General features: G+C 72.2%; 20 protein-coding genes. 17 read left to right on the top strand and 3 right to left on the bottom strand.

Annotation, left to right across the window (positions count from 1 at the left end):
• Nucleotides 1-109: 109 nt before the first annotated feature.
• From AB0D31_RS17210 to AB0D31_RS17165, 10 genes are all read left to right on the top strand, one after another.
• Complete coding sequence (locus AB0D31_RS17210; RefSeq protein ID WP_362723225.1) at nt 110-2,458, top strand: ATP/GTP-binding protein; 2,349 nt, start codon at nt 110-112, stop codon at nt 2,456-2,458.
• Between the two features lie 128 nt (nt 2,459-2,586).
• On the top strand, nt 2,587-4,137 hold the full coding sequence (locus tag AB0D31_RS17205) for a PucR family transcriptional regulator (protein ID WP_362723223.1): 1,551 nt from the start codon (nt 2,587-2,589) through the stop codon (nt 4,135-4,137).
• Nucleotides 4,138-4,514: 377 nt separating this feature from the next.
• Complete coding sequence (locus AB0D31_RS17200) at nt 4,515-5,963, top strand: aldehyde dehydrogenase family protein (RefSeq protein WP_362723221.1); 1,449 nt, start codon at nt 4,515-4,517, stop codon at nt 5,961-5,963.
• A 182-nt stretch (nt 5,964-6,145) separates the two neighbouring features.
• Complete coding sequence (locus AB0D31_RS17195) at nt 6,146-8,071, top strand: acyl-CoA dehydrogenase family protein (protein WP_362723219.1); 1,926 nt, start codon at nt 6,146-6,148, stop codon at nt 8,069-8,071.
• 224 nt (nt 8,072-8,295) lie between these two features.
• Nucleotides 8,296-9,546, top strand: a complete 1,251-nt coding sequence (dxr, locus tag AB0D31_RS17190; protein ID WP_362723216.1) for a 1-deoxy-D-xylulose-5-phosphate reductoisomerase — start codon at nt 8,296-8,298, stop codon at nt 9,544-9,546.
• Nucleotides 9,543-10,844: a site-2 protease family protein gene (locus AB0D31_RS17185; RefSeq protein WP_362723213.1), complete on the top strand. Its 1,302-nt coding sequence runs from the start codon at nt 9,543-9,545 to the stop codon at nt 10,842-10,844. Before dxr ends, AB0D31_RS17185 begins: the two co-directional genes overlap by 4 nt.
• 163 nt (nt 10,845-11,007) lie before the next feature.
• Entirely contained in the window at nt 11,008-12,165 is a 1,158-nt protein-coding gene (gene ispG / locus AB0D31_RS17180; RefSeq protein ID WP_328308959.1) for a flavodoxin-dependent (E)-4-hydroxy-3-methylbut-2-enyl-diphosphate synthase, read from the top strand.
• 469 nt (nt 12,166-12,634) lie between these two features.
• Nucleotides 12,635-13,480 (top strand): GNAT family N-acetyltransferase, encoded by an 846-nt coding sequence (locus tag AB0D31_RS17175; RefSeq protein ID WP_362723209.1) that lies wholly within the window; start codon nt 12,635-12,637, stop codon nt 13,478-13,480.
• A gap of 29 nt (nt 13,481-13,509) precedes the next feature.
• Entirely contained in the window at nt 13,510-14,067 is a 558-nt protein-coding gene (locus AB0D31_RS17170; RefSeq protein WP_362723206.1) for a GNAT family N-acetyltransferase, read from the top strand.
• 73 nt (nt 14,068-14,140) lie between these two features.
• Entirely contained in the window at nt 14,141-15,841 is a 1,701-nt protein-coding gene (locus AB0D31_RS17165) for a proline--tRNA ligase (RefSeq protein ID WP_362723204.1), read from the top strand.
• A 355-nt stretch (nt 15,842-16,196) separates the two neighbouring features.
• Here the strand turns inward: AB0D31_RS17165 and AB0D31_RS17160 are convergent, their stop codons facing one another.
• Genes AB0D31_RS17160 through AB0D31_RS17150 form a run of 3 tightly spaced genes read right to left on the bottom strand, consistent with a single transcriptional unit; the run spans nt 16,197 to nt 18,127 of the window.
• Nucleotides 16,197-17,099 carry an aminoglycoside phosphotransferase family protein gene (locus AB0D31_RS17160; protein ID WP_362723201.1) on the bottom strand — a complete coding sequence of 301 codons (903 nt, stop codon included), beginning with the start codon at nt 17,097-17,099 and terminating at the stop codon, nt 16,197-16,199.
• Between the two features lie 60 nt (nt 17,100-17,159).
• Nucleotides 17,160-17,606 carry a ferritin-like domain-containing protein gene (locus tag AB0D31_RS17155; protein ID WP_362723198.1) on the bottom strand — a complete coding sequence of 149 codons (447 nt, stop codon included), beginning with the start codon at nt 17,604-17,606 and terminating at the stop codon, nt 17,160-17,162.
• Entirely contained in the window at nt 17,606-18,127 is a 522-nt protein-coding gene (locus AB0D31_RS17150) for a hypothetical protein (RefSeq protein WP_362723195.1), read from the bottom strand. The genes AB0D31_RS17155 and AB0D31_RS17150 overlap by 1 nt, the downstream gene beginning before the upstream one ends.
• Nucleotides 18,128-18,323: 196 nt before the next feature.
• Between AB0D31_RS17150 and rimP the strand changes: the two genes are divergently transcribed.
• The 7 genes from rimP (at nt 18,324) to truB (ending at nt 25,426) form a co-directional block, all read left to right on the top strand.
• A complete protein-coding gene (gene rimP / locus AB0D31_RS17145) occupies nt 18,324-18,896 on the top strand; it encodes a ribosome maturation factor RimP (protein WP_362723192.1) in 573 nt (190 codons plus the stop codon).
• A 2-nt stretch (nt 18,897-18,898) separates the two neighbouring features.
• Nucleotides 18,899-19,888: a transcription termination factor NusA gene (gene nusA, locus AB0D31_RS17140; protein WP_362723189.1), complete on the top strand. Its 990-nt coding sequence runs from the start codon at nt 18,899-18,901 to the stop codon at nt 19,886-19,888.
• Nucleotides 19,889-20,013: 125 nt separating this feature from the next.
• Nucleotides 20,014-20,292, top strand: a complete 279-nt coding sequence (locus AB0D31_RS17135) for a YlxR family protein (RefSeq protein ID WP_362723186.1) — start codon at nt 20,014-20,016, stop codon at nt 20,290-20,292.
• A 148-nt stretch (nt 20,293-20,440) separates the two neighbouring features.
• A complete protein-coding gene (gene infB, locus AB0D31_RS17130; RefSeq protein ID WP_362723183.1) occupies nt 20,441-23,599 on the top strand; it encodes a translation initiation factor IF-2 in 3,159 nt (1,052 codons plus the stop codon).
• Between the two features lie 154 nt (nt 23,600-23,753).
• Nucleotides 23,754-24,047, top strand: coding sequence for a DUF503 domain-containing protein (locus tag AB0D31_RS17125; protein ID WP_362723181.1), 294 nt, complete (start codon nt 23,754-23,756; stop codon nt 24,045-24,047).
• A gap of 33 nt (nt 24,048-24,080) precedes the next feature.
• Nucleotides 24,081-24,524: a 30S ribosome-binding factor RbfA gene (gene rbfA / locus AB0D31_RS17120; protein WP_362723178.1), complete on the top strand. Its 444-nt coding sequence runs from the start codon at nt 24,081-24,083 to the stop codon at nt 24,522-24,524.
• Nucleotides 24,521-25,426, top strand: a complete 906-nt coding sequence (gene truB, locus AB0D31_RS17115; RefSeq protein WP_362723175.1) for a tRNA pseudouridine(55) synthase TruB — start codon at nt 24,521-24,523, stop codon at nt 25,424-25,426. The genes rbfA and truB overlap by 4 nt, the downstream gene beginning before the upstream one ends.
• Nucleotides 25,427-25,713: the final 287 nt, after the last annotated feature.

The raw sequence follows: 25,713 nt of genomic DNA, 5'->3' as shown, positions 1-25,713 counted from the left end.
ACGCGGCGGGCGCACGGTGCGCGGCAGCGGCGAACCCCGGTGCGCTGCCACTAGATTGAGCGTTCGCACCGCTCGGAACGGACCTGGCTGGTCAGGGGGCAAGGGGTCGATGGACACCGAAGGCACGTACGACGCACGCGGCACCCGTTCGGGTTGGGTCCCGCGCCCCGCCGGGCCGCCCCCACGCCCGGCGCTCCCGCCGCGGCCCGCCGAGGCGCCCACGGCCGCGGCCTCCCTCGGCGACTGGCTGCGCACCCCGCGCGCGCCCGCCGAGCCGGGCCTGTGGCGCTTCGGCCACAAGCCGCGCCCGGACGCGGACCCGGACCGGGTGCCGGACCGGGCGTTGCTGGTAGGCGCGCTGGTGGCCCTGCTGGCGGCCATCTTGGTCTGGTCGCTGTGGACCAACGGCTACATCCCGCACAGCCGGTTGCTGCTCGAACTGTTCACACCGGCCGAGTGGTGGACCTACCCGCGGCCGCCGCAGGCGCAGACGGCGATCCAGGTTTACAACAGCCTGTTCGCGGCGCTGCTGATGTTCGCTTTCGGGCGGATGGGCAACTGGCTGGAGGTATTCCGGCGGTACGCCGTCGACTGCCCACAGCCCGAGCGGACCCTGCGCACCGGTCTCGCGGGGGCGGCGGCGGTGTGGCTGGTGATAGGGACAAACCTCTTCCCGTTCTTCTTCACCATCTGGAGCCTGGTCCCGCTGTCCTGGACCACCGGTGACGGAGACCGCGGGCTGGCCACCTTCGTCAACTACGCCCTGTACGTGGTGGTCGGGGGTGCAGTGCTGTGGCCCTTCGCCAAATCCGGTGACTGGCTGGGGCAGCTGGGTCGGCGCAAGCCCGGTGCCGCGGCACCCGTTCCCGCCGCACCCTCCACGGCCCCAGCCACGTCCCCCGCCGACTGGCCCCAGCTGCGCGACGCCGGCTTGGTCGCCGTCGCCGACCGGCTGGTGGCCGAGGAACGGGCCGGGCGGATGAACGACGTCGACTGCGTACGCATCCGACGGGCCTGGACGACCGTGAAGGCCGACCCCTCCCGGCTCGGCGCGTTCACCGACGCCGTCGCCGGCCAGGGCGCGCGGGCCTGTCTGCACCCCTCGGGCGACCGCGACCTGCCCGCCCGCGCGGCCACCCACGACCTGCTCACCTCGCAGGTACGGATCGGCCGCTACCCCGACACCGAACGCACCCCGGTCACCCGCAGGGGCGCCGGCGCCGCAGTCGAGCCGGCCGCGCTCGGCTCGTCACTGATCGCGATCGGCCCGTTCGGCTCGGGCAAGACCCGGCACCTGGTGCGGCCCGTCGTGGAGTCGCTCGCGCTCCAGGCGCTCGCCGGGAAGGCCGCCGTCGTCGCGGTCTGCGCGGCCGGCACCCCGCTCGGCGCCGACGACGGATACGACGTGGTGATCAAGCCCGGCGACCCCGAGTCCGCGTACGACCTCGACCTGTACGGCGGCACCCCCGACCCCGACGAGGCCGCGGCCCTGCTCGCCGAGGCCTTCGCCGGCGACCTCACCGAGGTCGACGCGCGGCGCGCCACGACCGTCCTCGCCCAGCTGCTCGGCCCCTACCGCGCGGCCCACGGCCGCTTCCCCTCCGTGCCCGTCCTGCGTGAACTCCTCGACGGCTCGCCCGGTGCCCTGGCGGAACTCCGGGCCCGGCTCGACTCGGAGGCGCACCGCGCCTACCTGCGCGAACTCGACGCTCGCGCACGGCAGTTGGGCACCCCGGGTGACCCCGGACTGGCTCTCGCCGCCCGGGTCGCGGTGCTCGACCGCCCGGCCTTCGAGGGATTCTTCGACACCACCGGCGAGACCCGGCCGTTCTCGCTGCGCGCCCTCGAACACCCGCTGCGGGTCCGCATCGACGTACCCGAACGCGCCCACCCGGAAGCGGCGCACCTGCTGACCCGGCTGGTCCTCGCCCAGTTCACCGCCGGGACGACCGCCCGCAGGGACCGCTCGCTCTTCGCCTTCCTCGCCCTCGACGACGCCACCCACGCCGTCACCGCCGAATCCGTACGGGCCCTCCAGCGGCTGCGGAACTGCAACGCCGGGGTGCTGCTCACCCTGCGGGCGCTCGGTGACGTACCGGAACACCTGCACACCTCGCTGCTCGGCGCGGTCGGCTGCCACATGGCGTTCTCCGGGGTCACCACCTGGGACGGGCGGCTCTTCGCGCAGGCCTGGGGCACCGAGTGGGTGGAGACCACCGAGGTCGCCAAGCACACCGTCTTCGCCGATCAGCCCCTCACGCGGGCCATCCACGCGCTGCGCAAACTCGTCACCGGCAAGGCGGTCACCACCGACGCCGTGACCGTACGCAAGGTCGAACGGGAACGCTGGTCGGCGTCCGAGCTCGCCCACCAGGTGCCCGCCGGACACGCCGTGCTCTCGCTGACCACCGTCACGGGCGAGCACGCGCCGCCGCTCCTCGTGGATCTGCGGGGGTGAGCCCCGTCCAGCGCGGACGGACGGGTTCCGTGGCCGAAGGGCGTCGCGGAACCTGGCCGAGCTGGCAAAATGGAGATACTCCGTTCATACGGGACGTAGCAATCGACTGCCGAAGGTAACCCGGTCCCATGCCGCCCACGCTCGCCTCGCTCCTCCAGCACTCGGCGCTCAAGCTCACCGTGCGCGCGGGGGAGGACCACCTGGACCGCCCGGTGCGCTGGGCCCACGTCAGCGAACTCGCCGACCCCGTCCCGTACATGGAGGGCGGCGAGCTGCTGCTCACCACCGCGATGACGCTGGCCGCCGACGACCCCCAGGCGATGCGCCGCTATGTGCGCCGACTGGCCAGGGCCGGTGTGGTCGGGCTCGGCTTCGCGATCGGTGTCAACTACGAGAGCGTGCCGGACGCGCTGCTCGTGGCCGCCCGCGAGGAGGGGCTCCCGCTCCTCGAAGTACCCCGGCGCACCCCGTTCCTCGCCATTTCCAAGGCGGTCTCCGCGGCGATCTCGGCCGAGCAGTACCGCGCGGTGACCGCCGGGTTCGAGGCACAGCGCGAGTTGACCCGGGCCGCGCTCGCCGACGGCCCCGCCGTCCTCATCGCCAAGCTCGCCGCCCACGTCGACGGCTGGGCCGCCCTGTACGACACCTCCGGCGACGTGGTGGCCGCCGCTCCCGAGTGGGCCGCGCGCCGCGCCGCCCGGCTCACCGCCGACGTCGCCCGGCTGCGCGAGCGCGCGGCCCCGGCCAGCGCGGTGGTCGGCGGCACCGACGACGCCTCCGGCGACCGCGTCGAGCTCCAGTCGCTCGGCACCGGGCGCCGGGTGCGCGGCGCACTCGCCGTCGGTACGGGGGCTCCCCTTGGCACGGCCGAGCGGTACGCGGTGCACTCCGCGGTCGCCCTGCTCACCCTCACCACCGAACGCTCACGCTCGCTCCAGGCCGCTGAGCAGCGGCTCGGCGCGGCGGTGCTGCGGATGCTCCTCTCCGGCCAGCAGGACCACGCCCGCGCGGTCGCCGGCGACCTGTACGGCGGGCTCCTGGACGCGCCGTTCCGGCTGGTCATCGCCGAACTCGCGGGCGAGGGCGAGCCCGGCGGGCTCGGCGCGCTCGCCGACACCATGGAGTCGGCCGCGGCCCGCTGCGGCGAAGCGGTCCTGGTGGTGCCGGAGGCCGCGCGGCTCGTGGTGCTCGCGGCCGACGGGGGCGATGCGGTCGCGGCCTGCCTCGCCCACGAGGGCGCCGAGGGCGAGGAACTCGTCATCGGCCTCTCCGCCCCGGCCGGGCCCATAGCGGCGGCCTCCGCGTACAAGCAGGCCGAGCAGGCGCTGTCGGTCGCCCGGCGGCGGGGCAAGCCGCTCGTCGAGCACGAGGAGCTGGTGGCCGGATCGGTCCTGCCCCTCCTCGCGGACGACGCGGTGCGGGCGTTCGCGGACGGGATGTTGCGGGCGCTGTACGAGCACGACGCTACGGGGCGCGGGGATCTGGTCGCCTCGCTGCGGGCTTGGCTCTCGCGGCACGGGCAGTGGGATGCGGCCGCCGCGGACCTGGGTGTGCATCGGCATACGCTCCGTTACCGGATGCGGCGGGTCGAGGAGATCCTGGGGCGGTCCCTGGACGATCCCGATGTCCGCATGGAGCTGTGGCTCGCTCTGAAGGCGACGGCGTCGCCGGAGGCGTGACCCCGGGTTTGCTGCCCGTGCGGCCACTTGTGGGTACGGCCACCTGGGGCTCCGCCCCAGACCCCGGAGGTCTGCCCACCCGCTGAAGATGCGCATGCCGCCCGGCACCGATCCCGCCAGGGGCGCGGGGAACTGCGCGAGACGCGGGCACGGTCCGCAGATGACCGGTGTTCCTGGGGGCGCGGGGAACTGTGCAGACCGGGGCACCGCCCGGCATGGCTCGTTCGCGCGCCGGGATGTGTCACGGCGGGTCGGGCCGGTCGGGGTGGTCACCGGTGGGCCGGGCCGGGCGGGGCTGACAAAGCGGCGTACGTTCGCGGCGTACCACTCCACCTCGGACAAACGCACAGCTCCCCACCGCGCCCTACCGTGAACGCATGACTTCTACCCACGCCCCCTTCTGGCTCGCCGGCCGCGAGGCCACCGGCGACGACAGCTTCGATGTCACCTCGCCCTGGGACGGCCGGCTCGTCGCCTCCGTCAGTGTGCCCACCGACCGCCAGGTCGAGGAGGCCGTGGCCGCCGCGCACGCCGTCGTGGAGGAGTTCGCGGCGACCCCGGCGCACGTCAGGGCCGCCGCCCTCGACCACGTCTCCAAGCGCCTCGCCGAGCGCACCGAGGAGATCGCCCAGCTGATCTCCGCCGAGAACGGCAAGCCGATCAAGTGGGCCCGCGGCGAGGTCGGCCGTGCGGTGTCGGTGTTCCGCTTCGCCGCGGAGGAGGCCCGCCGCTTCAACGGCGGCGAGGCCCAGCGCCTGGACACCGACGGCGGCGGCGTGGGCCGTCTCGCCCTGACCCGCCGCTTCCCCAAGGGCGTCGTCCTCGGCATCGCGCCCTTCAACTTCCCGCTCAACCTGTGCGCCCACAAGGTCGCGCCGGCCATCGCGGTCGGCGCCCCCATCGTGCTCAAGCCCGCCCCCGCCACCCCGCTCTCGGGGCTCATCCTCGGCGAGCTGCTCGCCGAGACCGAGCTGCCCGCCGGCTCGTGGAGCATCCTGCCGGTCGCCAACGACAAGATGCCGGCCCTGGTCCAGGACGACCGCCTCCCGGTCATCTCCTTCACCGGCTCCGACAAGGTCGGCTACGCGATCATGGACTCGGTGCCGCGCAAGCACTGCACCCTGGAGCTCGGCGGCAACGGCGCGGCCGTCGTCCTCGCCGACTGGGCCTCGGAGGAGGACCTGGACTGGGCGGCGACCCGCATCGCCACCTTCTCCAACTACCAGGGCGGCCAGTCCTGCATCTCCGTCCAGCGCGTGATCGCGGACGCCGCCGTGTACGACCGGCTGCTCCCGAAGATCGTCGCCGCGGTCGAGGCGCAGGTCACCGGCGACCCGTCCGACTCCGCCACCGACGTCGGCCCGCTGGTCAGCGAGGACGCCGCCCGGCGCGTGGAGTCCTGGGTCGACGAGGCCGTCGCGGCCGGAGCCAAGCTCCTCGCCGGCGGCAAGCGCGACGGCGCCTCTTACGCGCCTACCGTGCTCACCGAGCTCCCGGACGCCACCACGCTCGCCTGCGAAGAGGTCTTCGGACCCGTCCTGACCGTGCAGAAGGTGGACGGCGAGGCCGAGGCGTTCGCCGCGGTCAACGCCTCCAAGTACGGCCTCCAGGCAGGGGTGTTCACGCACGACGTGCAGACCGCCTTCCGCGCCCACCGTGCCCTCGAGGTCGGCGGCGTGATCATCGGCGACGTGCCGTCCTACCGCGCCGACCAGATGCCGTACGGCGGCGCCAAGGCCTCCGGCGTCGGCCGTGAGGGCGTCCGCTACGCCATGGACGACTACACCTACGAGCGCGTCCTCGTCCTGACGGGCCTCGCCCTGTAGCCGAAGGCGCCACGAGACCGGCGGCCGGAACCCACTGTGCGGGGGTTCCGGCCGCCGTCGTACGCCCGGGCAGCAGCGAGGGTGGTCCAACTCCCGGGAATCGGGTACATACGGACGGGTAGCACCACCCGGTAACGGGCAGCCGCCCGCACCCGTCAGCCCGCGGCGAGGAGAACCCCTCTATGACCGCACCACAGCACACGCCCAAGGTCTCCGAGCGCGAGGCGCGCCAGGTCGCCGAGGCCGCACGCGAGCAGGACTGGCGCAAGCCCAGCTTCGCGAAGGAACTCTTCCTCGGCCGGCTGCGCCTCGATCTGATCCACCCTCATCCCCAGCCCGCCCCCGAGGCCGTGGAGCGCGGCGAGGCCTTCCTCGCCAAGATGCGCGACTTCTGCGAGACCCGCGTCGACGGCCGGCTCATCGAGCGCGAGTCGCAGATCCCCGACGACGTCGTCAACGGGCTCAAGGAGCTCGGCGCGCTCGGCATGAAGATCGATACGAAGTACGGCGGCCAGGGGCTCACCCAGGTCTACTACAACAAGGCGCTCACCCTCGCCGGTTCGGCGAGCCCCGCGATCGGCGCGCTGCTCTCCGCGCACCAGTCGATCGGCGTGCCCCAGCCGCTGAAGCTGTTCGGCACCCAGGAGCAGAAGGACACCTTCCTGCCCCGGTGTGCCCGTACCGACATCTCGGCCTTCCTGCTCACCGAGCCCGACGTGGGCTCCGACCCGGCCCGGCTCGCCACCGCCGCGGTACCCGACGGCGACGACACGTACGTCCTGGACGGCGTGAAGCTGTGGACCACCAACGGGGTCGTGGCCGACCTGCTCGTCGTGATGGCCCGGGTGCCGAAGTCCGAGGGCCACAAGGGCGGCATCACCGCCTTCGTGGTGGAGGCGGACTCGCCGGGTGTCACCGTCGAGAACCGCAACGTCTTCATGGGCCTGCGCGGCATCGAGAACGGCGTCACCCGCTTCCACCAGGTGCGCGTCCCGGCGGCCAACCGGATCGGTCCCGAGGGCTCCGGTCTCAAGATCGCCCTGACCACCCTCAACACGGGCCGGCTCTCGCTGCCCGCGATGTGTGTCGGGAGTGGCAAGTGGTGTCTGAAAATCGCCCGCGAATGGGCGGGCGTACGCGAACAGTGGGGCCGTCCGGTCGCCCGGCACGAGGCGGTCGGCGCGAAGATCTCGTTCATCGCCGCCACCACCTTCGCCCTGGAGGCCATGACGGACCTGTCGGCGCAGATGGCCGACGAGGACCGCAACGACATCCGCATCGAGGCCGCCCTCGCCAAGCTGTACGGCTCCGAGATGGGCTGGTTGATGACGGACGAGCTGGTCCAGATCCGCGGCGGCCGCGGCTTCGAGACCGCGGACTCCCTCGAAGCGCGCGGCGAGCGGGCCGTCCCCGCCGAGCAGATGCTCCGCGACATGCGCATCAACCGGATCTTCGAGGGCTCCACCGAGATCATGCACCTGCTGATCGCCCGCGAGGCGGTCGACGCCCACCTGTCGGTCGCCGGCGACCTCATCGACCCCGACAAGACGCTCCAGGACAAGGCGAAGGCGGGCGCGAACGCGGCCGGGTTCTACGCGAAGTGGCTGCCCAAACTGGTCGCGGGGCCGGGACAACTGCCCAACTCCTACAGCGAGTTCGGGCCACTGGCCCAGCACCTCCGCTACGCCGAGCGCGCCGCCCGCAAGCTCGCCCGCTCCACGTTCTACGCAATGTCGCGCTGGCAGGGCCGGATGGAGACCAAGCAGGGCTTCCTCGGCCGGATCGTCGACATCGGCGCCGAACTGTTCGCGATGAGCGCGGCCTGCGTACGGGCCGAGCACCTGCGGGCCGCCGGTGAGAACGGCCGCGAGGCGGTCCAACTGGCCGACACCTTCTGCCGCCAGTCCCGCATCCGTGTCGAGGAACTCTTCACCCGACTGTGGAGCAACACCGACGACCTCGACCGCAAGGTCGTCGACGAGGTGCTCGCCGGCGCGTACACCTGGCTGGAGCAGGGCGTCATCGACCCGTCCGGCGACGGCCCGTGGATCGCGGACGCCACCCCGGGACCGGCCCGGCGGGACAACGTCCACCGCCCGATTCGCTGATCGGGTACGGGAGCGAGGGTGCCGGAGCGGCTCGTTCCGCTCCGGCGCTCCGGCGCTCCGGCGCTCCGGCGCTCCGGCCGCGGACGCGCCTGCGCCGGGCGCCCCGCGCACACTGCGCCGGGCGCCCCGCGCACACTCATCCCGGACCACCCGCGCACACTCATCCCGGTCTTATTGACAGGAGCGCTGTCCGGGCGCACAGCCGATGCGGCAACAATGGGGGCATGAGCGACAGCCCAGCCCCCCTCGCCGACCCCCACATCGCCTTCGATCCGGCCGAAGGCCGACGCGATGTGGTGGTCCTCGGATCCACCGGGTCCATCGGAACCCAGGCCATCGACCTGGTCCTGCGCAACCCCGACCGCTTCCGCGTGACCGCGCTCTCCGCGGCCGGCGGCCGGGTCGGGCTCCTGGCCGAGCAGGCCCGGCGGCTCTCGGTCCGCGCCGTCGCGGTGGCGCGCGAGGAGGCCGTGCCCGCGCTGCGCGAGGCGCTGGCGGCGCAGTACGGCGGCGAGCCGCTCCCCGAGATCCTGGCCGGCCCCGACGCGGCCACCGAACTCGCCGCGTCCCCCTGCCACACCGTCCTCAACGGCATCACGGGCTCCATCGGGCTCGCCCCGACGCTGGCCGCGCTCTCGGCGGGCCGCACCCTCGCGCTCGCCAACAAGGAGTCGCTGATCGTCGGCGGCCCCCTCGTCAAGGCGCTCGCCGGACCCGGCCAGATCATCCCCGTCGACTCCGAGCACGCCGCGCTCTTCCAAGCCCTGGCCGCAGGCAAGCGCTCCGACGTACGCAAGCTCGTCGTCACCGCGTCCGGCGGGCCCTTCCGCGGCCGCACCAAGGACGAGCTCGCCGACGTCACCCCCACCGACGCGCTCACCCATCCCACCTGGGCGATGGGACCGGTCATCACCGTCAACTCGGCGACCCTGGTCAACAAGGGCCTGGAAGTGATCGAAGCCCACCTGCTCTACGACATCCCCTTCTCGCGCATCGAGGTCGTCGTCCACCCCCAGTCCTACGTCCACTCGATGGTGGAGTTCACCGACGGGTCCACGCTGGCCCAGGCCACCCCGCCCGACATGCGCGGGCCGATCGCCATCGGGCTCGGCTGGCCCGAGCGGGTCCCGGACGCCGCGCCCGCCTTCGACTGGACCAAGGCCTCGACCTGGCAGTTCTACCCGCTCGACACCGACGCCTTCCCCTCGGTGGGACTCGCCCGGCGCGTGGGGGAACTGGGCGGGACGGCTCCGGCGGTGTTCAATGCCGCGAACGAGGAGTGCGTGGAGGCGTTCCTCGCCGGGCGGCTCCCGTTCAACGGGATCATGGAGACGGTGACGGAGGTCGTCACCGAACACGGCACGCCGCGGGCGGGAACTTCCCTCACGGTCTCGGACGTCCTGGAAGCGGAGACCTGGGCACGCGCCCGGGCCCGCGAACTCGCGGTGAAGGCGACAGCGGAGGCACGCGCATGACGATCCTGTTGACGGTCCTCGGCATAGTGCTCTTCGCCGTCGGGCTGCTCATCTCCATCGCCTGGCACGAGCTCGGCCACCTCTCCACGGCCAAGCTCTTCGGCATCCGCGTGCCCCAGTACATGGTCGGCTTCGGCCCCACCATCTGGTCGCGCAAGAAGGGCGACACGGAGTACGGCATCAAGGCGGTCCCCGCCGGCGGCTACATCCGCATGATCGGCATGTTCCCGCCCGGCGCCGACGGCCGCATCGAGGCGCGGTCGACCTCGCCGTTCCGCGGCATGATCGAGGACGCCCGGGCCGCGGCCTTCGAGGAGCTCCAGCCCGGCGACGAGGACCGGCTCTTCTACACGCGCAAGCCCTGGAAGCGCGTCATCGTCATGTTCGCCGGCCCGTTCATGAACCTGATCCTCGCGGTCGCGATCTTCCTCAGCGTGCTCATGGGCTTCGGCATGGCCGCCGAGACGACCCAGGTCGCCGGCGTCCAGAAGTGCGTGATCGCGCAGAGCGAGCACCGGGACACCTGCAAGGCGGGCGACAAGGTCTCACCCGCCGAGGCCGCCGGCCTGAAGGTCGGCGACAAGATCGTCGCCTTCGACGGCAAGCCCGTGCAGAACTGGTCCGACCTCTCCGACCGCATCCGCGAGACGATCGGCCCGGCCACCGTCACCGTGGAGCGCGCCGGCCAGCAGGTCACCCTGCACCCCACGCTCGAAAAGAACATGGTCCTCAAGAAGGACGCGGACGGCCAGGCCGTCCCCGACCAGTACGTCCCGGCCGGCTACCTCGGCTTCTCGCCCAAGACGGAGATCAAGCCGCTCACCTTCGGCGAGTCCGTGAACCGCATGGGCGACATGGTGGAGAACGGCGTGCACTCCATCGTCGCGCTGCCCGGCAAGATCCCCGACCTGTGGAACGCGGCCTTCGACGGCGGCGAGCGCAAGGCCGACTCACCGGTCGGTGTGGTCGGCGCGGCCCGCCTCAGCGGCGAGGTGCTCAACCTGGACGCCCCGACGCAGAACATCGTCGCGACGTTCCTGTTCCTGCTCGCCGGCTTCAACCTGTCGCTGTTCCTGTTCAACATGCTGCCGCTGCTGCCCCTGGACGGCGGTCACATCGCCGGCGCCCTGTGGGAGTCGCTGCGCCGCACCGTGGCGCGCGTCCTCAAGCGGCCCGACCCGGGTGCGTTCGACGTGGCGAAGCTGATGCCGGTGGCGTACGTGGTGGCCGGGATCTTCATCTGCTTCACCCTGCTCGTCCTCGTCGCGGACGTGGTGAATCCGGTGAAGCTCACCTGACGGCGCGAGGGGGCGGCCACCTGGCCGCCCTCGTGCCGGGGGGCGCACCTTCGCGTGAACTCCGGGGGCACCGTGCACCCGGGACCCTCCGGGTGACGTAACCTCGAAGGCTGGAGCCCGCCGATCTCGGGACCATGATCCACACCTTGGGGTTGCACAGCAGATGACTGCGATTTCACTGGGAATGCCGGATGTGCCGACCAGGCTCGCCGAGCGTCGCAAGAGCCGTCAGATCCAGGTTGGCACGGTGGCGGTCGGCGGTGACGCGCCGGTCTCGGTCCAGTCGATGACCACGACGCGTACGTCCGACATCGGTGCGACGCTGCAGCAGATCGCCGAACTGACGGCGTCCGGCTGCCAGATCGTGCGGGTCGCCTGCCCCACGCAGGACGACGCGGACGCGCTGGCCACGATCGCCCGGAAGTCGCAGATCCCGGTGATCGCCGACATCCACTTCCAGCCGAAGTACGTCTTCGCGGCGATCGACGCGGGATGCGCGGCGGTGCGCGTGAACCCGGGCAACATCAAGCAGTTCGACGACAAGGTGCGCGAGATCGCCCTGGCGGCGAAGGACGCGGGCACCCCGATCCGTATCGGTGTCAACGCCGGTTCGCTCGACGCGCGCCTGCTGAAGAAGTACGGCAAGGCGACGCCCGAGGCGCTGGTGGAGTCGGCGCTGTGGGAGGCCTCGCTCTTCGAGGAGCACGGCTTCCGCGACATCAAGATCTCGGTCAAGCACAACGACCCGGTCGTCATGGTCAACGCCTACCGGCAGCTCGCCGCGCAGTGCGACTACCCGCTGCACCTCGGTGTGACGGAGGCCGGGCCGGCCTTCCAGGGCACGATCAAGTCGGCCGTGGCGTTCGGCGCGCTGCTCGCGGAGGGCATCGGCGACACCATCCGCGTCTCGCTCTCGGCCCCGCCGGCGGAGGAGATCAAGGTCGGCATCCAGATCCTGGAGTCGCTCAACCTGCGCCAGCGCCGCCTGGAGATCGTCTCCTGCCCGTCCTGCGGGCGCGCCCAGGTCGACGTGTACAAGCTGGCCGAGGAGGTCACGGCGGGCCTCGAAGGCATGGAGGTTCCGCTGCGGGTCGCCGTCATGGGCTGCGTCGTGAACGGCCCCGGCGAGGCCCGCGAGGCGGATCTCGGCGTCGCCTCGGGCAATGGCAAGGGGCAGATCTTCGTCAAGGGCGAGGTGATCAAGACGGTGCCGGAGTCGAAGATCGTGGAGACGTTGATCGATGAGGCGATGAAGATCGCGGAGCAGATGGAGAAGGACGGGATTGCCTCCGGCGAGCCGCAGGTGTCGGTAGCGGGCTGATCCCCTCCCGCGGGCCCGGATTCGGCTGGTCGCGCAGTTCCCCGCGCCCCTGAACTACTCGATGCCGGGCGGCAACTCCAGCCTGTCCGGCGTTTGAGGACGAGCGCTCTTAAGGCGCGAACGGGGTCTGGGGCGGAGCCCCAGGAGTCTGTACCTCAGCCCCTTTCCCGCCCCCGGAGGGTTTCGGGAAGGGGCGGGGTGGGGCCTCCTCCGGGGTCTGGGGCGGAACCCCAGGGGCCCGGCTCTCGTCTGCGGACCGTGTTGGGTCACCCGCGCAGTTCGCCGCGCCCCTGTAGGGCACCCGGGGTCCGCAGGCCCCGCCCGCGTCCACCGCGGCGGAGCCGCGCAGCAGACACAGTCCCGCGCCCCTGTAGGGCACCCCGTGCCGAGCGGGCGGAGCCCCAGGGCGTGGAGGTGGGGGTGGCGGGTACAGTGCGGAGATCAGCAGACCGTACCGTGAGGCCCCCTCGTGTTGACGCAGACCACCACCCGGGTCCTCGAACCCGGCGACCTCGGCGCGGCGCTCGCCATCCTGGAGAGCGACCCGGTCGCCAACGCCTTCGTGACCTCGCGCGTACAGATCGCCGGCCTCGACCCCTGGCGGCTCGGCGGCGAGATGTGGGGCTGGTACGCCGACGGCAGGCTCCGCTCGCTGTGCTACTCCGGCGCCAACCTCGTACCGATCTGCGCCACCCCTGAGGCGGTACGTTCCTTCGCCGACCGCGCCCGCCGCACCGGACGCCGCTGCTCCTCGATCGTCGGCCCCGCCGAGCCCACCGCCGAGCTGTGGCGGCTGCTCGAACCCCACTGGGGCCCCGCCCGCGACGTACGCCCGCACCAGCCGCTCATGGTCACCGAGCGGATGCCCGACGACATCGAGCCCGACCCCTACGTCCGCCGCATCCGCAAGGACGAGATGGACGTGATCATGCCGGCCTGTGTCGCCATGTTCACGGAGGAGGTCGGCGTCTCCCCGCTCGCCGGCGACGGCGGCCTGCTCTACCAGGCCCGCGTCGCCGAACTCGTCGGCTCGGGGCGCTCGTTCGCCCGTATCGAGGACGGCAAGGTCGTCTTCAAGGCCGAGATCGGCGCCGCCACCAACCAGGCCTGCCAGATCCAAGGCGTCTGGGTCGCCCCCGAACAGCGCGGCAGGGGCCTCTCCGCCACCGGCATGGCGGCCGTCCTGCGGTACGCCCTCGCGGACATCGCCCCGCTCGTCAGCCTCTACGTGAACGACTTCAACGCCCCCGCCCGCGCCTGCTACCGCCGGGTCGGTTTCCGTGAGACCGGGGCGTTCATGAGCGTGCTGTTCTGAGGCAGCTGTTGTGAGGTTAGGGTGCGCCCATGGCTCCTGACTCCGACGTGACCGTAGGGCCCCTCGACCTCGTGGCCCGCGTGGACGAGGCGCTCGCCGTGCAGGCCGTCGCCTTCGGCCTCGGCGCCGACGAGGTCGCGGTACGCCGCCACATCGTGCTGCGCCACCTCACCTACCCGGGGGCCAGGGCGTTCGGCGCCACCACGGCCGACGGGCGCCTGGTGGGCTTCGTGTACGGGATGCCCAACGACCGCACCCACTGGTGGTCCACCGTCGTCGAGCCGTACCTGCGCAACAACGGCGCCGACGGGTGGCTCGACGACGCGTTCGTGATCACCGAGCTGCACGTCCACCCCGGGTTCCAGGGCCGGGGCGTCGGCCGGGAGCTCATCACCACCATCACCGCCACCGCAACCGAGCCCCGCTCGATCCTTTCCGCCATCGACACGGAGAGCCCCGCCCGTGCCCTGTACCGCTCGCTCGGCTACGCCGACCTGGCCTGCCGGGTCCAGTTCCCGAGCGCGGCACGGCCGTACGCCGTGATGGGCGCGCCCCTTCCGCTGCTGCGCAGGGAGCCCACGACGTAAACGGATTTCCGCGCACTCGGGCCGCCCGGCTAACCTCCAGGCATCACCCCGTGCACGTACAGGAGAGAAATCCATGGCAGCCGCCCAGGTTCAGCGCATGTCCCGTCTGATGGCCAAGACATTGCGCGACGACCCGGCGGACGCCGAGACGCTCAGCCACAAGCTTCTCGTCCGCGCCGGATACGTGCGCCGCAACGCCGCCGGCATCTGGACCTGGCTGCCGCTCGGCAAGAAGGTCCTGGACAACATCTCCACCGTCGTACGCGAGGAGATGGACGCCATCGGCGCGCAGGAGGTCCTGCTGCCGGCGCTGCTGCCCAAGGACGCGTACCAGGCGAGCGGGCGCTGGGAGGAGTACGGCGACCTGCTGTTCCGCCTCAAGGACCGCAAGGGCGGCGAGTACCTGCTCGGCCCGACCCACGAAGAGATCTTCACGCAGACGGTCAAGGACCAGTGCACGTCCTACAAGGACCTGCCGGTGATGCTCTACCAGATCCAGACCAAGTACCGCGACGAGGCCCGCCCCCGCTCCGGCGTGCTGCGCGGCCGCGAGTTCCAGATGAAGGACTCGTACTCCTTCGACACCACCGACGAGGGCCTCGCCGAGTCGTACGCCCTGCACCGCGCCGCCTACCAGAAGATCTTCGCGCGCCTCGGGCTCGACTACCGGATCGTCTCCGCCGTCTCCGGCGCGATGGGCGGCTCGGCCTCCGAGGAGTTCCTGGCGCCGGCCGCCGCCGGTGAGGACACCTTCGTGGACTGCCCGGCGTGCGACTACGCCGCCAACACCGAGGCCGTGACGTTCGTTGCCACCCCCGTCGACGGCTCCGCGCACGGCCCCGTCGAGGAGCTGGCCACCCCCGACACCCCCACCATCGAGTCCCTCGCCGCGCACCTCGGCGTCCCGGCTTCCGCCACCCTGAAGAACCTCCTGGTCAAGGTGGACGGCGAGATCGTCGCCGTCGGCGTGCCCGGTGACCGCGAGGTGGACCTCGGCAAGCTCGGCGAGCACCTCGCGCCGGCCGTCGTGGAGCTCGTGACGGCCGAGGACTTCGAGGGCCGCCCCGACCTCGTACGCGGCTACGTCGGCCCGCAGGGCCTGGAGAAGGTCCGCTACATCGCCGACCCGCGCGTCGCGCCCGGCACGGCGTGGATCACCGGGGCGAACAAGGCGGACGCGCACGCGAAGAACGTCGTCGCGGGCCGCGACTTCGAGGTCGACGACTACCTCGACGTGGTCGTCGTCGAAGAGGGCGACCCCTGCCCGTCCTGCGGCGCCGGGCTCACCCTCGACCGCGCGATCGAGATCGGCCACATCTTCCAGCTGGGCCGCAAGTACGCCGACACCTTCCAGCTCGACGTTCTCGGCAAGGAGGGCAAGCCGGTACGGGTCACCATGGGCTCGTACGGCATCGGCGTCTCCCGCGCAGTGGCGGCCCTCGCCGAGCAGACGGCGGACGACAAGGGGCTGTGCTGGCCCGCCGAGATCGCCCCGGCCGACGTGCACGTCGTCGCGGCGGGCAAGGCGGCGCAGATCGAGGCGGCGCTCGACGCGGCGGAGCAGCTGCGGGCGGCGGGGCTTCGGGTCCTGGTCGACGACCGGGCGGGCGTCTCGCCCGGCGTCAAGTTCACGGACGCGGAGCTGATCGGTGTGCCGCAGATCCTCGTCGCGGGGCGGCGGGTCGCCGAGGGCGTCTTCGAGCTGAAGGACCGTCGCAGTGGCGAGCGCGAGGAGCTGCCGCTGGCCGAGGCGATCGCACGCCTCAGCGCCTGACGGCGCGTTGACCGGGTCCCGGGCCGCCTTGCCCTTGGCAGGGCGGCCCGCCCGGGGTCCGGGGCGGAGCCCCGTTACCCCGCTTTGATGTGCGGGCCGTGGTCGCGTCTCGCACAGTTCCCCGCGCCCCTGGGTGGGTTGTCCTTGGCGGTATGCCCAGCGTGGGCATCCTCAGCCTGTCCGGCGTTTGAGGACGAGGGCCCTTCAGGCCCGAAACGGGGTCTGGGGCGGAGCCCCAGGGACCCCGGCTGCGGGCCGTGCGTGGCTGGTCGCGCAGTTCCCCGCGCCCCTCAGCTGCTCGGCGCCGCCCGGCATGCAGATCCTGAGCCCGTCCGGCTACCTGCCTAGGGCGGTGTCAGAGCCAGGTGGCGAATTCCAGGAGGAGTTCGGCATCCTGGTGGCGGCCCGCCGCGCGCGCCCGCAGGCCCGACTCCACCGCGCGGAACAGCGTCCACCCGTGCAGCCGTGCCGGGTCCACGTCCAGGGAGTCGGCCAGTTTGCCGACCCGGCGGCGGGCCGCGGACGCCCCGCTCGGCGCCGCGATCAGGTCCTCCACCCGGTCCCGTACCAACCGCGCCAGATCGTAGGCCCGCTCACCCACCAGCGGCTCGGGCCCGACTGTCAGCCACGGCACCCGCTCGCCCGAAAGCACCTTGCTCTGGCGGAAGTTGCCGTGCAGAAGCAGCAACTCCGGTGTGGAGGCGGCGAGTTCGTCGCGCGCCGTCAGCGCCGCCGCGACGAGCGGGGCCAGTTCGGGGTCCTGTGGCGCCCGCATCGGCACGCTCTGGCGCTCCGTGCGCTCGGCCACCGTCTCGAAGGCGTGGCCCCCGGGCGGCTCGACCCACAGCCGGCGTACCGTCCCGGCCGCCTCCAGGAGCGCCTTCGCCTCGGGCAGCGAGCGCAGCGACACCTCGGGGTGCAGCCGCTCCACGAGGAGCGCGTCGTCGTCACCGTCGTCGTCGTCGAGGAGCTGGGCCGCGCCCCAGCCGTTCCAGTGCGCGAGAGCCGCGCGTTCCAGGTCGGGGCGGGCGAAGGCGGGGGCGACCTTGAGGGCGGCGGGGGCGCCGTCCGGGCGGTGTACGAGGGCGACCAGGCTGGAGCGGCCGCCGGGGGCCTGCACCCGGTCGACGGCGAGCCCGCGCCGCGCGGCCGCGTCCGCCGCCAGCTCCGGCAGCCGGCCGAGCCAGGGCCCGGCCAGCTCGTCCCCGTACGTCTCGCCGAGCGCGCGTACCAGCCGCTCAGGCGGTTCGAAAGCCATACGTGTATTGCCCCTTGCTCAGGTACTGGCTGGTGGAACTCGGGTACTCGCCGGTGGAACTCAGGTACTGGCCGGCGGGACCGGCGCGCTCGGTCGTTCCGCGAGCCCAGGAAAGGCTACGCTCCCGCCCCGCCAGCGCACGGCCCGTACCGCGGCCTCCCGCAGGGCCGCGGCCGCGTCCCGGCGCAGCGCGCCCTCGGCGGAGCGGACGAGGTCGGAGTAGGCGCCCGCGACCCGGTCCTCCAGGTCGGCGGCGAGCCGCAGCGCCGTGGCCGCGTCGGGCACCGCGAACGGCAGCGCGTACGCCGCGGCCGCGGCCACCGGCGATCCGCCCAGGTCACGCACCGTACGGGCCAGTGAATCGCGGCGGGAGCGGTGCGCGGTCACGGCGTCGTGGGCCTCGGTGGCGCGGGCGCCGGAGAGCCGGCCGCCGAGCACCCCGTACCCGTACACGGCCGCGTGCTCGGCGGCCAGCGCGGCCTGCGCCGCGTCGAGGGGCTCGGCCATCAGGCACCACCGGTGAGGAGATAGGCGTGGCCGGCGCCGGACGCCGAAACCGAGGCGAGCAGCCGGGCGAGCTCCGGCGGCGCGGTGGCGAGCGCCGTCAACTGGGCGTCGGAGGTGCGGCGTTCGGCGTCCGCGAGCTCTTTGACGGCGTCGTCGGCGTCGGCGGGGACCGTCGACACCGTGTTCGGGGCCGAGGGCGAAGGGGTGGCCGGGTGCGAGGCGGAGGGGGAGGGCGGCGCCGGCTCCAGCGCCGTGACGTGCTGGGCGCTCTGGTCGCGCAGCGGCGCGAGCCGGGTCCGCAGCGCCGGGTGCATCGCGAGCACCGCGTCGTACTGGGCGACCAGCGCCCGGCTGGCGGCGGAGGTGCTGGCCCGCAGCGCCGTCTCCGCGCGGGCCGCCGCCTCGCGGGCCCCGGCGGCGCCGCTCTCGGACGGGCCCTGCGAGCAGCCGGCCAGCAGGCCCGCCGTTGCCACTCCCGTCACGGCCAGCACGCGCCGTCGTGTGGTCCCCGGGTGCCCCACGTGTCACTCCTTGCGCCGCCGGTCCGCCGGTGACCGAGTGATCACCGCAGGCGAGCGTACCCGCGGGCCCGGGGCCGTGGACGGCAACACCCTTCCGGACCGGATACCCTTTGATCTGACGGCGGCGGTCCGAGGGCGGCCACCGTGCGCGACGACGATCCCCCACAACAGCAGACGCGGCCGAGGAGTCACCCGGATGAGCACGACCCAGAGCGACAGGCTGCGCGGTCTCGTTGAACCGCTCGTCAGCGCGAAGGATCTGGACCTCGAAGAGATCGAGGTGGCCCGGGCAGGCCGCCGGCGCGTGCTGCGGATCGTGGTCGACTCCGACGAGGGCGTGGAGCTCGACACCTGCGCCGAAGTGAGCCGGGCCGTCTCCGAACTGCTCGACGAGAGCGACGCCATGGGCGAGGACGAGTACGTCCTCGAAGTGACGTCTCCCGGCGCCGAGCGCCCCCTCACCGAACTCCGGCACTACCTGCGGGCCACCGGGCGCCTCGCCCGGCTCCAGCTGCACAGCGGCGACGAGCTGGTCGCGCGCATCCTCAAGGCCGACGACGACGGCATCGACGCCGAGATCCCGGGTGTGAAGGGGCGCAAGCCCACCGCCCGCCGGATCGGCTTCGCCGAGATCGCCAAGGCGCGGGTCGAGATCGAGTTCAACCGCAAGGACGGAAAGAACGAGATCGCGGCAGACAGCGAGAACGACATCTCTGACGACAGTGACATCGAACGTCACATCGACAACGACAACGAAGAGGAGGCGTAGCCGTGGACATCGACATGAGTGCCCTGCGGGGCCTGGTCCGGGAGAAGGAGATCTCCTTCGACCTGCTGGTCGAGGCGATCGAGTCGGCGCTCCTCATCGCCTACCACCGCACCGAGGGCAGCTTCCGGCGTGCGCGCGTGAAGCTCGACCGTGAGAACGGTCATGTCACGGTGTGGGCGAAGGAAGACCCGGCCGATCTCGAAGAGGGTCAGGAGGCCAAGGAGTTCGACGACACCCCCTCCGACTTCGGCCGGATCGCGGCGAGCACCGCCAAGCAGGTCATCCTGCAGCGCCTGCGCGACGCCGAGGACGACATCACCTTCGGTGAGTTCGCCGGGCGTGAGGGCGACGTCATCACCGGCGTCGTCCAGCAGGGCAAGGACCCCAAGAACGTCCTGGTCGACATCGGCAAGATGGAGGCCATGCTGCCGGTGCAGGAGCAGGTGCCGGGCGAGGAGTACACGCACGGGCTGCGCCTTCGCACGTACGTCGTGCGGGTGGCGAAGGGCGTGCGCGGTCCGTCCGTGACGCTGTCGCGGACCCACCCGAACCTCGTCAAGAAGCTGTTCGCGCTCGAGGTCCCGGAGATCGCCGACGGTTCGGTCGAGATCTCCGCGATCGCCCGCGAGGCCGGTCACCGTACGAAGATCGCGGTGCGCTCCACGCGCAGCGGCCTCAACGCCAAGGGCGCCTGCATCGGCCCGATGGGCGGCCGGGTCCGCAATGTGATGGCCGAACTTCACGGTGAGAAGATCGACATCGTGGACTGGTCGGACGACCCGGCCGAGATGGTGGCCCACGCGCTCTCTCCGGCCCGGGTCTCCAAGGTCGAGGTCGTGGACCTCGCGGCCCGCTCCGCCCGGGTGACCGTGCCGGACTACCAGCTCTCGCTCGCCATCGGCAAGGAGGGCCAGAACGCCCGCCTCGCCGCGCGGCTGACCGGCTGGCGCATCGACATCCGCCCGGACACCGAGCAGCCGGACGAGGACTGACCGGTCGGGCGGGAATAAAAAGTGGCCCTGCCCCGGTTCGACGGGGCAGGGTGAAGCTTTCTGGACAACAACCGTTCGATTTTTGCCCCCAAGGGGTGAGGTCGCTACGGGGAGGTAGACTAAACGTGTCTGGCCGGACGCATGCCCGCGCCTGCCCTGAGCGAACCTGCGTGGGTTGCCGGGAGCGAGCGGCCAAGAGCGATCTGCTGCGCATCGTGGCGATCGAGGGTGCTTGCGCCCCCGATCCTCGCGGTACGCTGCCCGGCCGGGGTGCGTACATCCACCCCGCCTCGGTCTGTCTCGACCAGGCGGTCCGCCGCCGGGCGTTCTCCAGGGCCTTCAAGGTCAAGGAAGCGCTCGACACCGCGGACATGCGGCACTACGTCGAGCAGGCGGCAACGTAAGAAGAAGTACGGCACGGAATCCCGTGCGGTCAGGTACCTCGCGAGTTGGAAGTAGGTCGAGATTGCGATGAGCACTCGATGAGTACGCGATGAGTACGCCCATGAAGTAGCGACGGTCCGGCGGTAACCCGGACCTAAAAGGAGCGAAGTGGCTAAGGTCCGGGTATACGAACTCGCCAAGGAGTTCGGGGTGGAGAGCAAGGTCGTCATGGCCAAGCTCCAAGAACTCGGTGAATTCGTCCGTTCGGCGTCCTCGACGATCGAGGCGCCGGTTGTACGCAAGTTGACTGACGCACTGCAGGGGCCCGGCGGCAACGCCGGCAAGTCCGCTGCCAAGCCCGGCGCGCCCCGCAAGGCCGCGCCTGCCAAGCCCGCGGCGCCCGCCGCGGCACGTCCCGCTGCTCCGAAGCCCGGCGCCCCGGCCCCCAAGCCGGCCCCCGCCGCGCCCACGGCCCCCGCCGCGCCGGTCACCCCGGCCCCGGCGAGCAGCACCCCCTCTACTCCGGCTTCTCCGGCTCCGGCCGCCTCGGGCCCCCGCCCGGGTCCGAAGCCCGCACCGGCCAAGCCGGCCCCGGTCACCCCGGTGCCCGCCGCCGAGTTCTCGGCTCCGGCTCCGGCCCAGCCCGCGGCGCCCTCCCAGGCCCCGCGTCCCGCAGGCGCCACCCCCGGCCCGCGTCCCGCCGCGTCCCGTCCGGCTCCGGCCGGCGGTCAGCGTGACGGTGGCCAGCGCGATGGCGGCCAGCGCGACGGTGGCCGTGGTGGCGACCGTCCGGCCCGCCCCGCGGGTCAGGGCGCACCCCGTCCGGGCGGTGCCCGTCCGGCCGGTCCGCGTCCCGGCAACAACCCCTTCACCTCGGGTGGCTCCACCGGAATGGCGCGCCCGCAGGCGCCCCGTCCCGGCGGCGGCGCACCCCGTCCCGGCGGCGGCGCCGGTGCCCCCGGTGGCGCCCCGCGTCCGCAGGGCGGCCCCGGCGGCGCTCCGCGTCCGCAGGGTCAGGGTGCGGGCCGTCCGAGCCCGGGCGGCATGCCCCGTCCGCAGGGCGGCGCCCCTCGCCCGGGCGGTGCCCCGGGTGGTAACCGTCCCAACCCCGGCATGATGCCGCAGCGTCCCGCCGCGGCCCCGCGTCCCGGTGGCGGCCCCGGTGGCCGTGGACCCGGTGGCCCCGGTGGCCGTCCGGGTGGCGGCGGCGGTGCCGGTCGTCCCGGTGGCGGCGGCGGCTTCGCCGGCCGTCCGGCCGGTCCCGGTGGCGGCGGTCGTCCCGGTGGCGGCGGCGGCTTCGGCGGCCCCCGTCCGGGTGGCGGCGCTCCCGGTGGTGGCGGCGGCTTCGGCGGTCGTCCCGGATTCCAGGGCCGTCCCGGTGGCCCGGGTGCCCGTGGCGGCACGCAGGGTGCCTTCGGCCGTCCCGGCGGGCCCGCCCGTCGTGGTCGCAAGTCGAAGCGTCAGAGGCGCCAGGAGTACGAGGCCATGCAGGCCCCGTCGGTGGGCGGCGTCATGCTGCCCCGCGGCAACGGACAGTCCGTCCGCCTGTCGCGCGGTGCTTCGCTGACCGACTTCGCCGAGAAGATCGGCGCCAACCCGGCGTCGCTCGTCGGCGTGATGATGAACCTCGGCGAGATGGTCACCGCCACGCAGTCCGTCTCGGACGAGACGCTGAAGCTGCTCGCGGACGAGATGAACTTCATCCTCGAGATCGTCAGCCCCGAGGAGGAGGACCGCGAGCTGCTCGAGTCCTTCGACATCGAGTTCGGTGAGGACGAAGGTGGCGAGGAGTCCCTCGTCGCGCGTCCGCCGGTCGTGACCGTCATGGGTCACGTCGACCACGGTAAGACCCGCCTTCTGGACGCGATCCGCAAGACGAACGTCATCGCGGGCGAGGCCGGCGGCATCACGCAGCACATCGGTGCGTACCAGGTCGCCACCGAGGTCAACGGCGAGGACCGCCGCATCACCTTCATCGACACCCCGGGTCACGAGGCGTTCACCGCCATGCGTGCCCGTGGTGCCAAGTCCACCGACATCGCGATCCTCGTGGTGGCGGCGAACGACGGTGTGATGCCCCAGACGATCGAGGCGCTGAACCACGCCAAGGCGGCCGACGTGCCGATCGTGGTCGCGGTCAACAAGATCGACGTCGAGGGCGCGGACCCGACCAAGGTGCGCGGTCAGCTCACCGAGTTCGGTCTGGTGGCCGAGGAGTACGGCGGCGACACGATGTTCGTCGACATCTCCGCCAAGCAGGGCCTCAACATCGAGTCCCTCCTGGAGGCCGTCGTCCTCACCGCCGACGCCTCGCTCGACCTGCGGGCCAACCCGGAGCAGGACGCGCAGGGCATCGCGATCGAGTCCCACCTGGACAAGGGCCGCGGCGCCGTCGCGACCGTCCTGGTCCAGCGCGGCACGCTGCGGGTCGGCGACACGATGGTCGTGGGCGACGCCTACGGCCGGGTGCGCGCCATGCTCGACGACAAGGGCGAGAACGTGGAAGAGGCGGGTCCCTCGACCCCGGTCCTCGTCCTCGGTCTCACCAACGTCCCGGGCGCCGGCGACAACTTCCTGGTGGTCGACGAGGACCGTACGGCCCGTCAGATCGCCGAGAAGCGTGCCGCCCGTGAGCGCAACGTCCGCTTCGCCCGCAAGGGTGTGCGGTTCTCCCTGGAGAACCTGGACGAGGCCCTCAAGGCCGGTCTGGTGCAGGAACTCAACCTCATCATCAAGGGCGACGCGTCCGGTTCGGTGGAGGCCCTCGAGTCCTCGCTGCTCCAGCTCGACGTCGGCGACGAGGTCGACATCCGTGTCCTGCACCGCGGTGTGGGTGCGGTCACCGAGTCCGACATCAACCTGGCGACCGGTTCCGACGCGATCGTCATCGGCTTCAACGTCCGCGCTGCGGGCCGCGCGGCCCAGATGGCGGACCGCGAAGGCGTCGACGTCCGGTACTACTCGGTCATCTACCAGGCGATCGAAGAGATCGAAGCGGCCCTCAAGGGCATGCTCAAGCCGGAGTACGAAGAGGTCGAGCTCGGCACGGCGGAGATCCGCGAGGTCTTCCGCTCGTCCAAGCTGGGCAACATCGCCGGTGTCCTGGTCCGGTCGGGCGAGGTCAAGCGCAACACCAAGGCGCGCCTGCTCCGTGACGGCAAGGTCATCGCGGAGAGCCTCAACATCTCGGGCCTGCGTCGCTTCAAGGACGACGTCACCGAGATCCGCGAAGGGTTCGAGGGCGGTATCAACCTCGGCAACTTCAACGACATCAAGATCGACGACGTCATCGCGACGTACGAGATGCGCGAGAAGCCGCGCGGCTAGTCCGCGAGGCTGACCCGTACCTCAGCAGTCGGGGCCGATCGGCGGGAAGATTATTTCCGTCGATCGGCCCCGGCCGTTCCGGTACGGTTCTGATGTCTCCGCCAAGGCTTTGGCGGGGTCCTCTAACCCGTACCGGCGGGACATCCGGACATCCATGTATGTGGGGACGCTGTCCTTCGATCTGCTCCTCGGCGACGTACGGTCGCTGAAGGAGAAACGCTCCGTCGTCCGGCCGATCGTGGCCGAGCTCCAGCGCAAGTACGCGGTGAGCGCGGCGGAGGTGGGCGACCAGGAGCTGCACCGCAGGGCCGAGATCGGCCTGGCGGTGGTGTCCGGGGACACCGGGCACCTGACGGACGTACTCGACCGGTGCGAGCGGCTTGTCGCCGGCCGGCCCGAGGTGGAGCTGCTCTCGGTGAGACGCAGGCTCCACGGCGACGAAGACTGAACACCGAGCAAGGCTTGAGAAGGAGAAGGACCAGTGGCCGACAACGCGCGGGCGAAGAAGCTGGCGGACCTCATCCGAGAGGTGGTGGCCGAGAAGCTGCTGCGTGGCGTCAAGGACCCGCGCCTCGGAACACACGTCACCATCACGGACACCCGGGTCACCGGCGACCTGCGGGAGGCCACGGTCTTCTACACGGTGTACGGGGACGACGAGGACCGGGCCGCCGCCGCGGCCGGCCTGCAGAGCGCCAAGGGCATCCTGCGCTCCGCGGTCGGGGCCGCCGCCGGAACGAAGTTCACGCCCACCCTGACGTTCATCGCGGACGCGCTCCCCGAGAACGCCAAGACCATCGAGAACCTCCTCGACAAGGCGCGGGCCTCCGACGCCGCGGTGCGCGAGGTGTCCTCGGGCGCCCAGTTCGCCGGTGACGCCGACCCGTACAAGAAGCCCGGCGACGAGGACGACGCCACCGAATGAGCACCGCAGCAAAGACGCCCGACGGCCTGGTCATTGTCGACAAGCCGTCGGGCTTCACTTCGCACGACGTCGTGGCCAAGATGCGCGGCATCGCCAGGACCCGCCGCGTCGGCCACGCCGGCACCCTCGACCCGATGGCGACCGGCGTGCTCGTCCTCGGCGTTGAGCGCGCCACCAAGCTCCTCGGCCACCTCGCCCTGACCGAGAAGGAGTACCTCGGTACGATCCGGCTCGGCCAGGACACCGTCACCGACGACGCCGAGGGCGAGATCATCTCGTCCACCGACGCCTCGAAGGTGACCCGCGAGGGCATCGACGCCGGGGTCGCCGAGCTGACCGGCGCCATCATGCAGGTGCCGTCGAAGGTCTCCGCGATCAAGATCGACGGCAAGCGGTCGTACGCGCGGGTGCGCGGCGGCGAGGAGTTCGAGATTCCGGCCCGCCCGGTGACCGTCTCTTCCTTCCGCGTCTACGACGTCCGCGAGGCCGTCGCCGAGGACGGCACGGCCGTCGTCGACCTGGTCGTCTCCGTCGTCTGCTCCTCGGGCACCTACATCCGCGCGCTCGCCCGCGACCTCGGGGCCTCGCTCGGTGTCGGCGGCCACCTCACGGCGCTGCGCCGCACCCGCGTCGGCCCCTACGGCATCGACGCCGCCCGCACCCTGGACCAGCTCCAGGAGGACCTCACCGTGATGCCGGTCGCCGATGCCGCGGCCGCCGCCTTCGCGCGCTGGGACGTCGACCAGCGGCGCGGCGGGCTGCTGCTCAACGGCGTACGCCTGGAGATGCCCGACGAGTACGAGGCGGGCAAGCCGGTCGGCGTTTTCGGACCCGGGGGCGCGTTCCTCGCGCTGGTCGAGAACCAGAAGGGCAAGGCCAAGAGCCTCGCCGTCTTCGGCTGAGCGGGCCGCCGGGGCGGGTCATCGGGACGGCCCGCCGGGGAGGCGACCAGGGCGCGCCGCCGAGGACGCCCGGCCGTGATCCGCGGCGGGGCGCCGGGCCGTGGTCCGCGCGCCCACCGTGGAGCGGGCGGCCGGCCCGCTCCACGATCCCCCTCGTCAGGGGTCTATCCGCCGGACCTGCGGGATTCACCCCTTCGAGCGGGCGCTCGGAGTGAACCGCAGGAGCACATGGGGCGCTTTCCCTCGGAGACCTTCTCGGGCGGATCACCCCAGAACTACCGTTTCGG

Origin of the sequence: Streptomyces sp. NPDC048361, from assembly GCF_040651795.1 — a bacterium.
GTDB lineage: Bacteria > Actinomycetota > Actinomycetes > Streptomycetales > Streptomycetaceae > Streptomyces.
This window is presented reverse-complemented; position numbering and strand designations above follow the sequence as displayed.

Coding starts and splice junctions, on each gene's coding strand:
- AB0D31_RS17210 (WP_362723225.1), top strand. CDS start 110: ATGGACACCGAAGGCACGTACGACGCACGCGGCACCCGTTCGGGTTGG.
- AB0D31_RS17205 (WP_362723223.1), top strand. CDS start 2,587: ATGCCGCCCACGCTCGCCTCGCTCCTCCAGCACTCGGCGCTCAAGCTC.
- AB0D31_RS17200 (WP_362723221.1), top strand. CDS start 4,515: ATGACTTCTACCCACGCCCCCTTCTGGCTCGCCGGCCGCGAGGCCACC.
- AB0D31_RS17195 (WP_362723219.1), top strand. CDS start 6,146: ATGACCGCACCACAGCACACGCCCAAGGTCTCCGAGCGCGAGGCGCGC.
- dxr (WP_362723216.1), top strand. CDS start 8,296: ATGAGCGACAGCCCAGCCCCCCTCGCCGACCCCCACATCGCCTTCGAT.
- AB0D31_RS17185 (WP_362723213.1), top strand. CDS start 9,543: ATGACGATCCTGTTGACGGTCCTCGGCATAGTGCTCTTCGCCGTCGGG.
- ispG (WP_328308959.1), top strand. CDS start 11,008: ATGACTGCGATTTCACTGGGAATGCCGGATGTGCCGACCAGGCTCGCC.
- AB0D31_RS17170 (WP_362723206.1), top strand. CDS start 13,510: ATGGCTCCTGACTCCGACGTGACCGTAGGGCCCCTCGACCTCGTGGCC.
- AB0D31_RS17165 (WP_362723204.1), top strand. CDS start 14,141: ATGGCAGCCGCCCAGGTTCAGCGCATGTCCCGTCTGATGGCCAAGACA.
- AB0D31_RS17160 (WP_362723201.1), bottom strand. CDS start 17,099: ATGGCTTTCGAACCGCCTGAGCGGCTGGTACGCGCGCTCGGCGAGACG.
- AB0D31_RS17155 (WP_362723198.1), bottom strand. CDS start 17,606: ATGGCCGAGCCCCTCGACGCGGCGCAGGCCGCGCTGGCCGCCGAGCAC.
- rimP (WP_362723192.1), top strand. CDS start 18,324: ATGAGCACGACCCAGAGCGACAGGCTGCGCGGTCTCGTTGAACCGCTC.
- AB0D31_RS17125 (WP_362723181.1), top strand. CDS start 23,754: ATGTATGTGGGGACGCTGTCCTTCGATCTGCTCCTCGGCGACGTACGG.
- truB (WP_362723175.1), top strand. CDS start 24,521: ATGAGCACCGCAGCAAAGACGCCCGACGGCCTGGTCATTGTCGACAAG.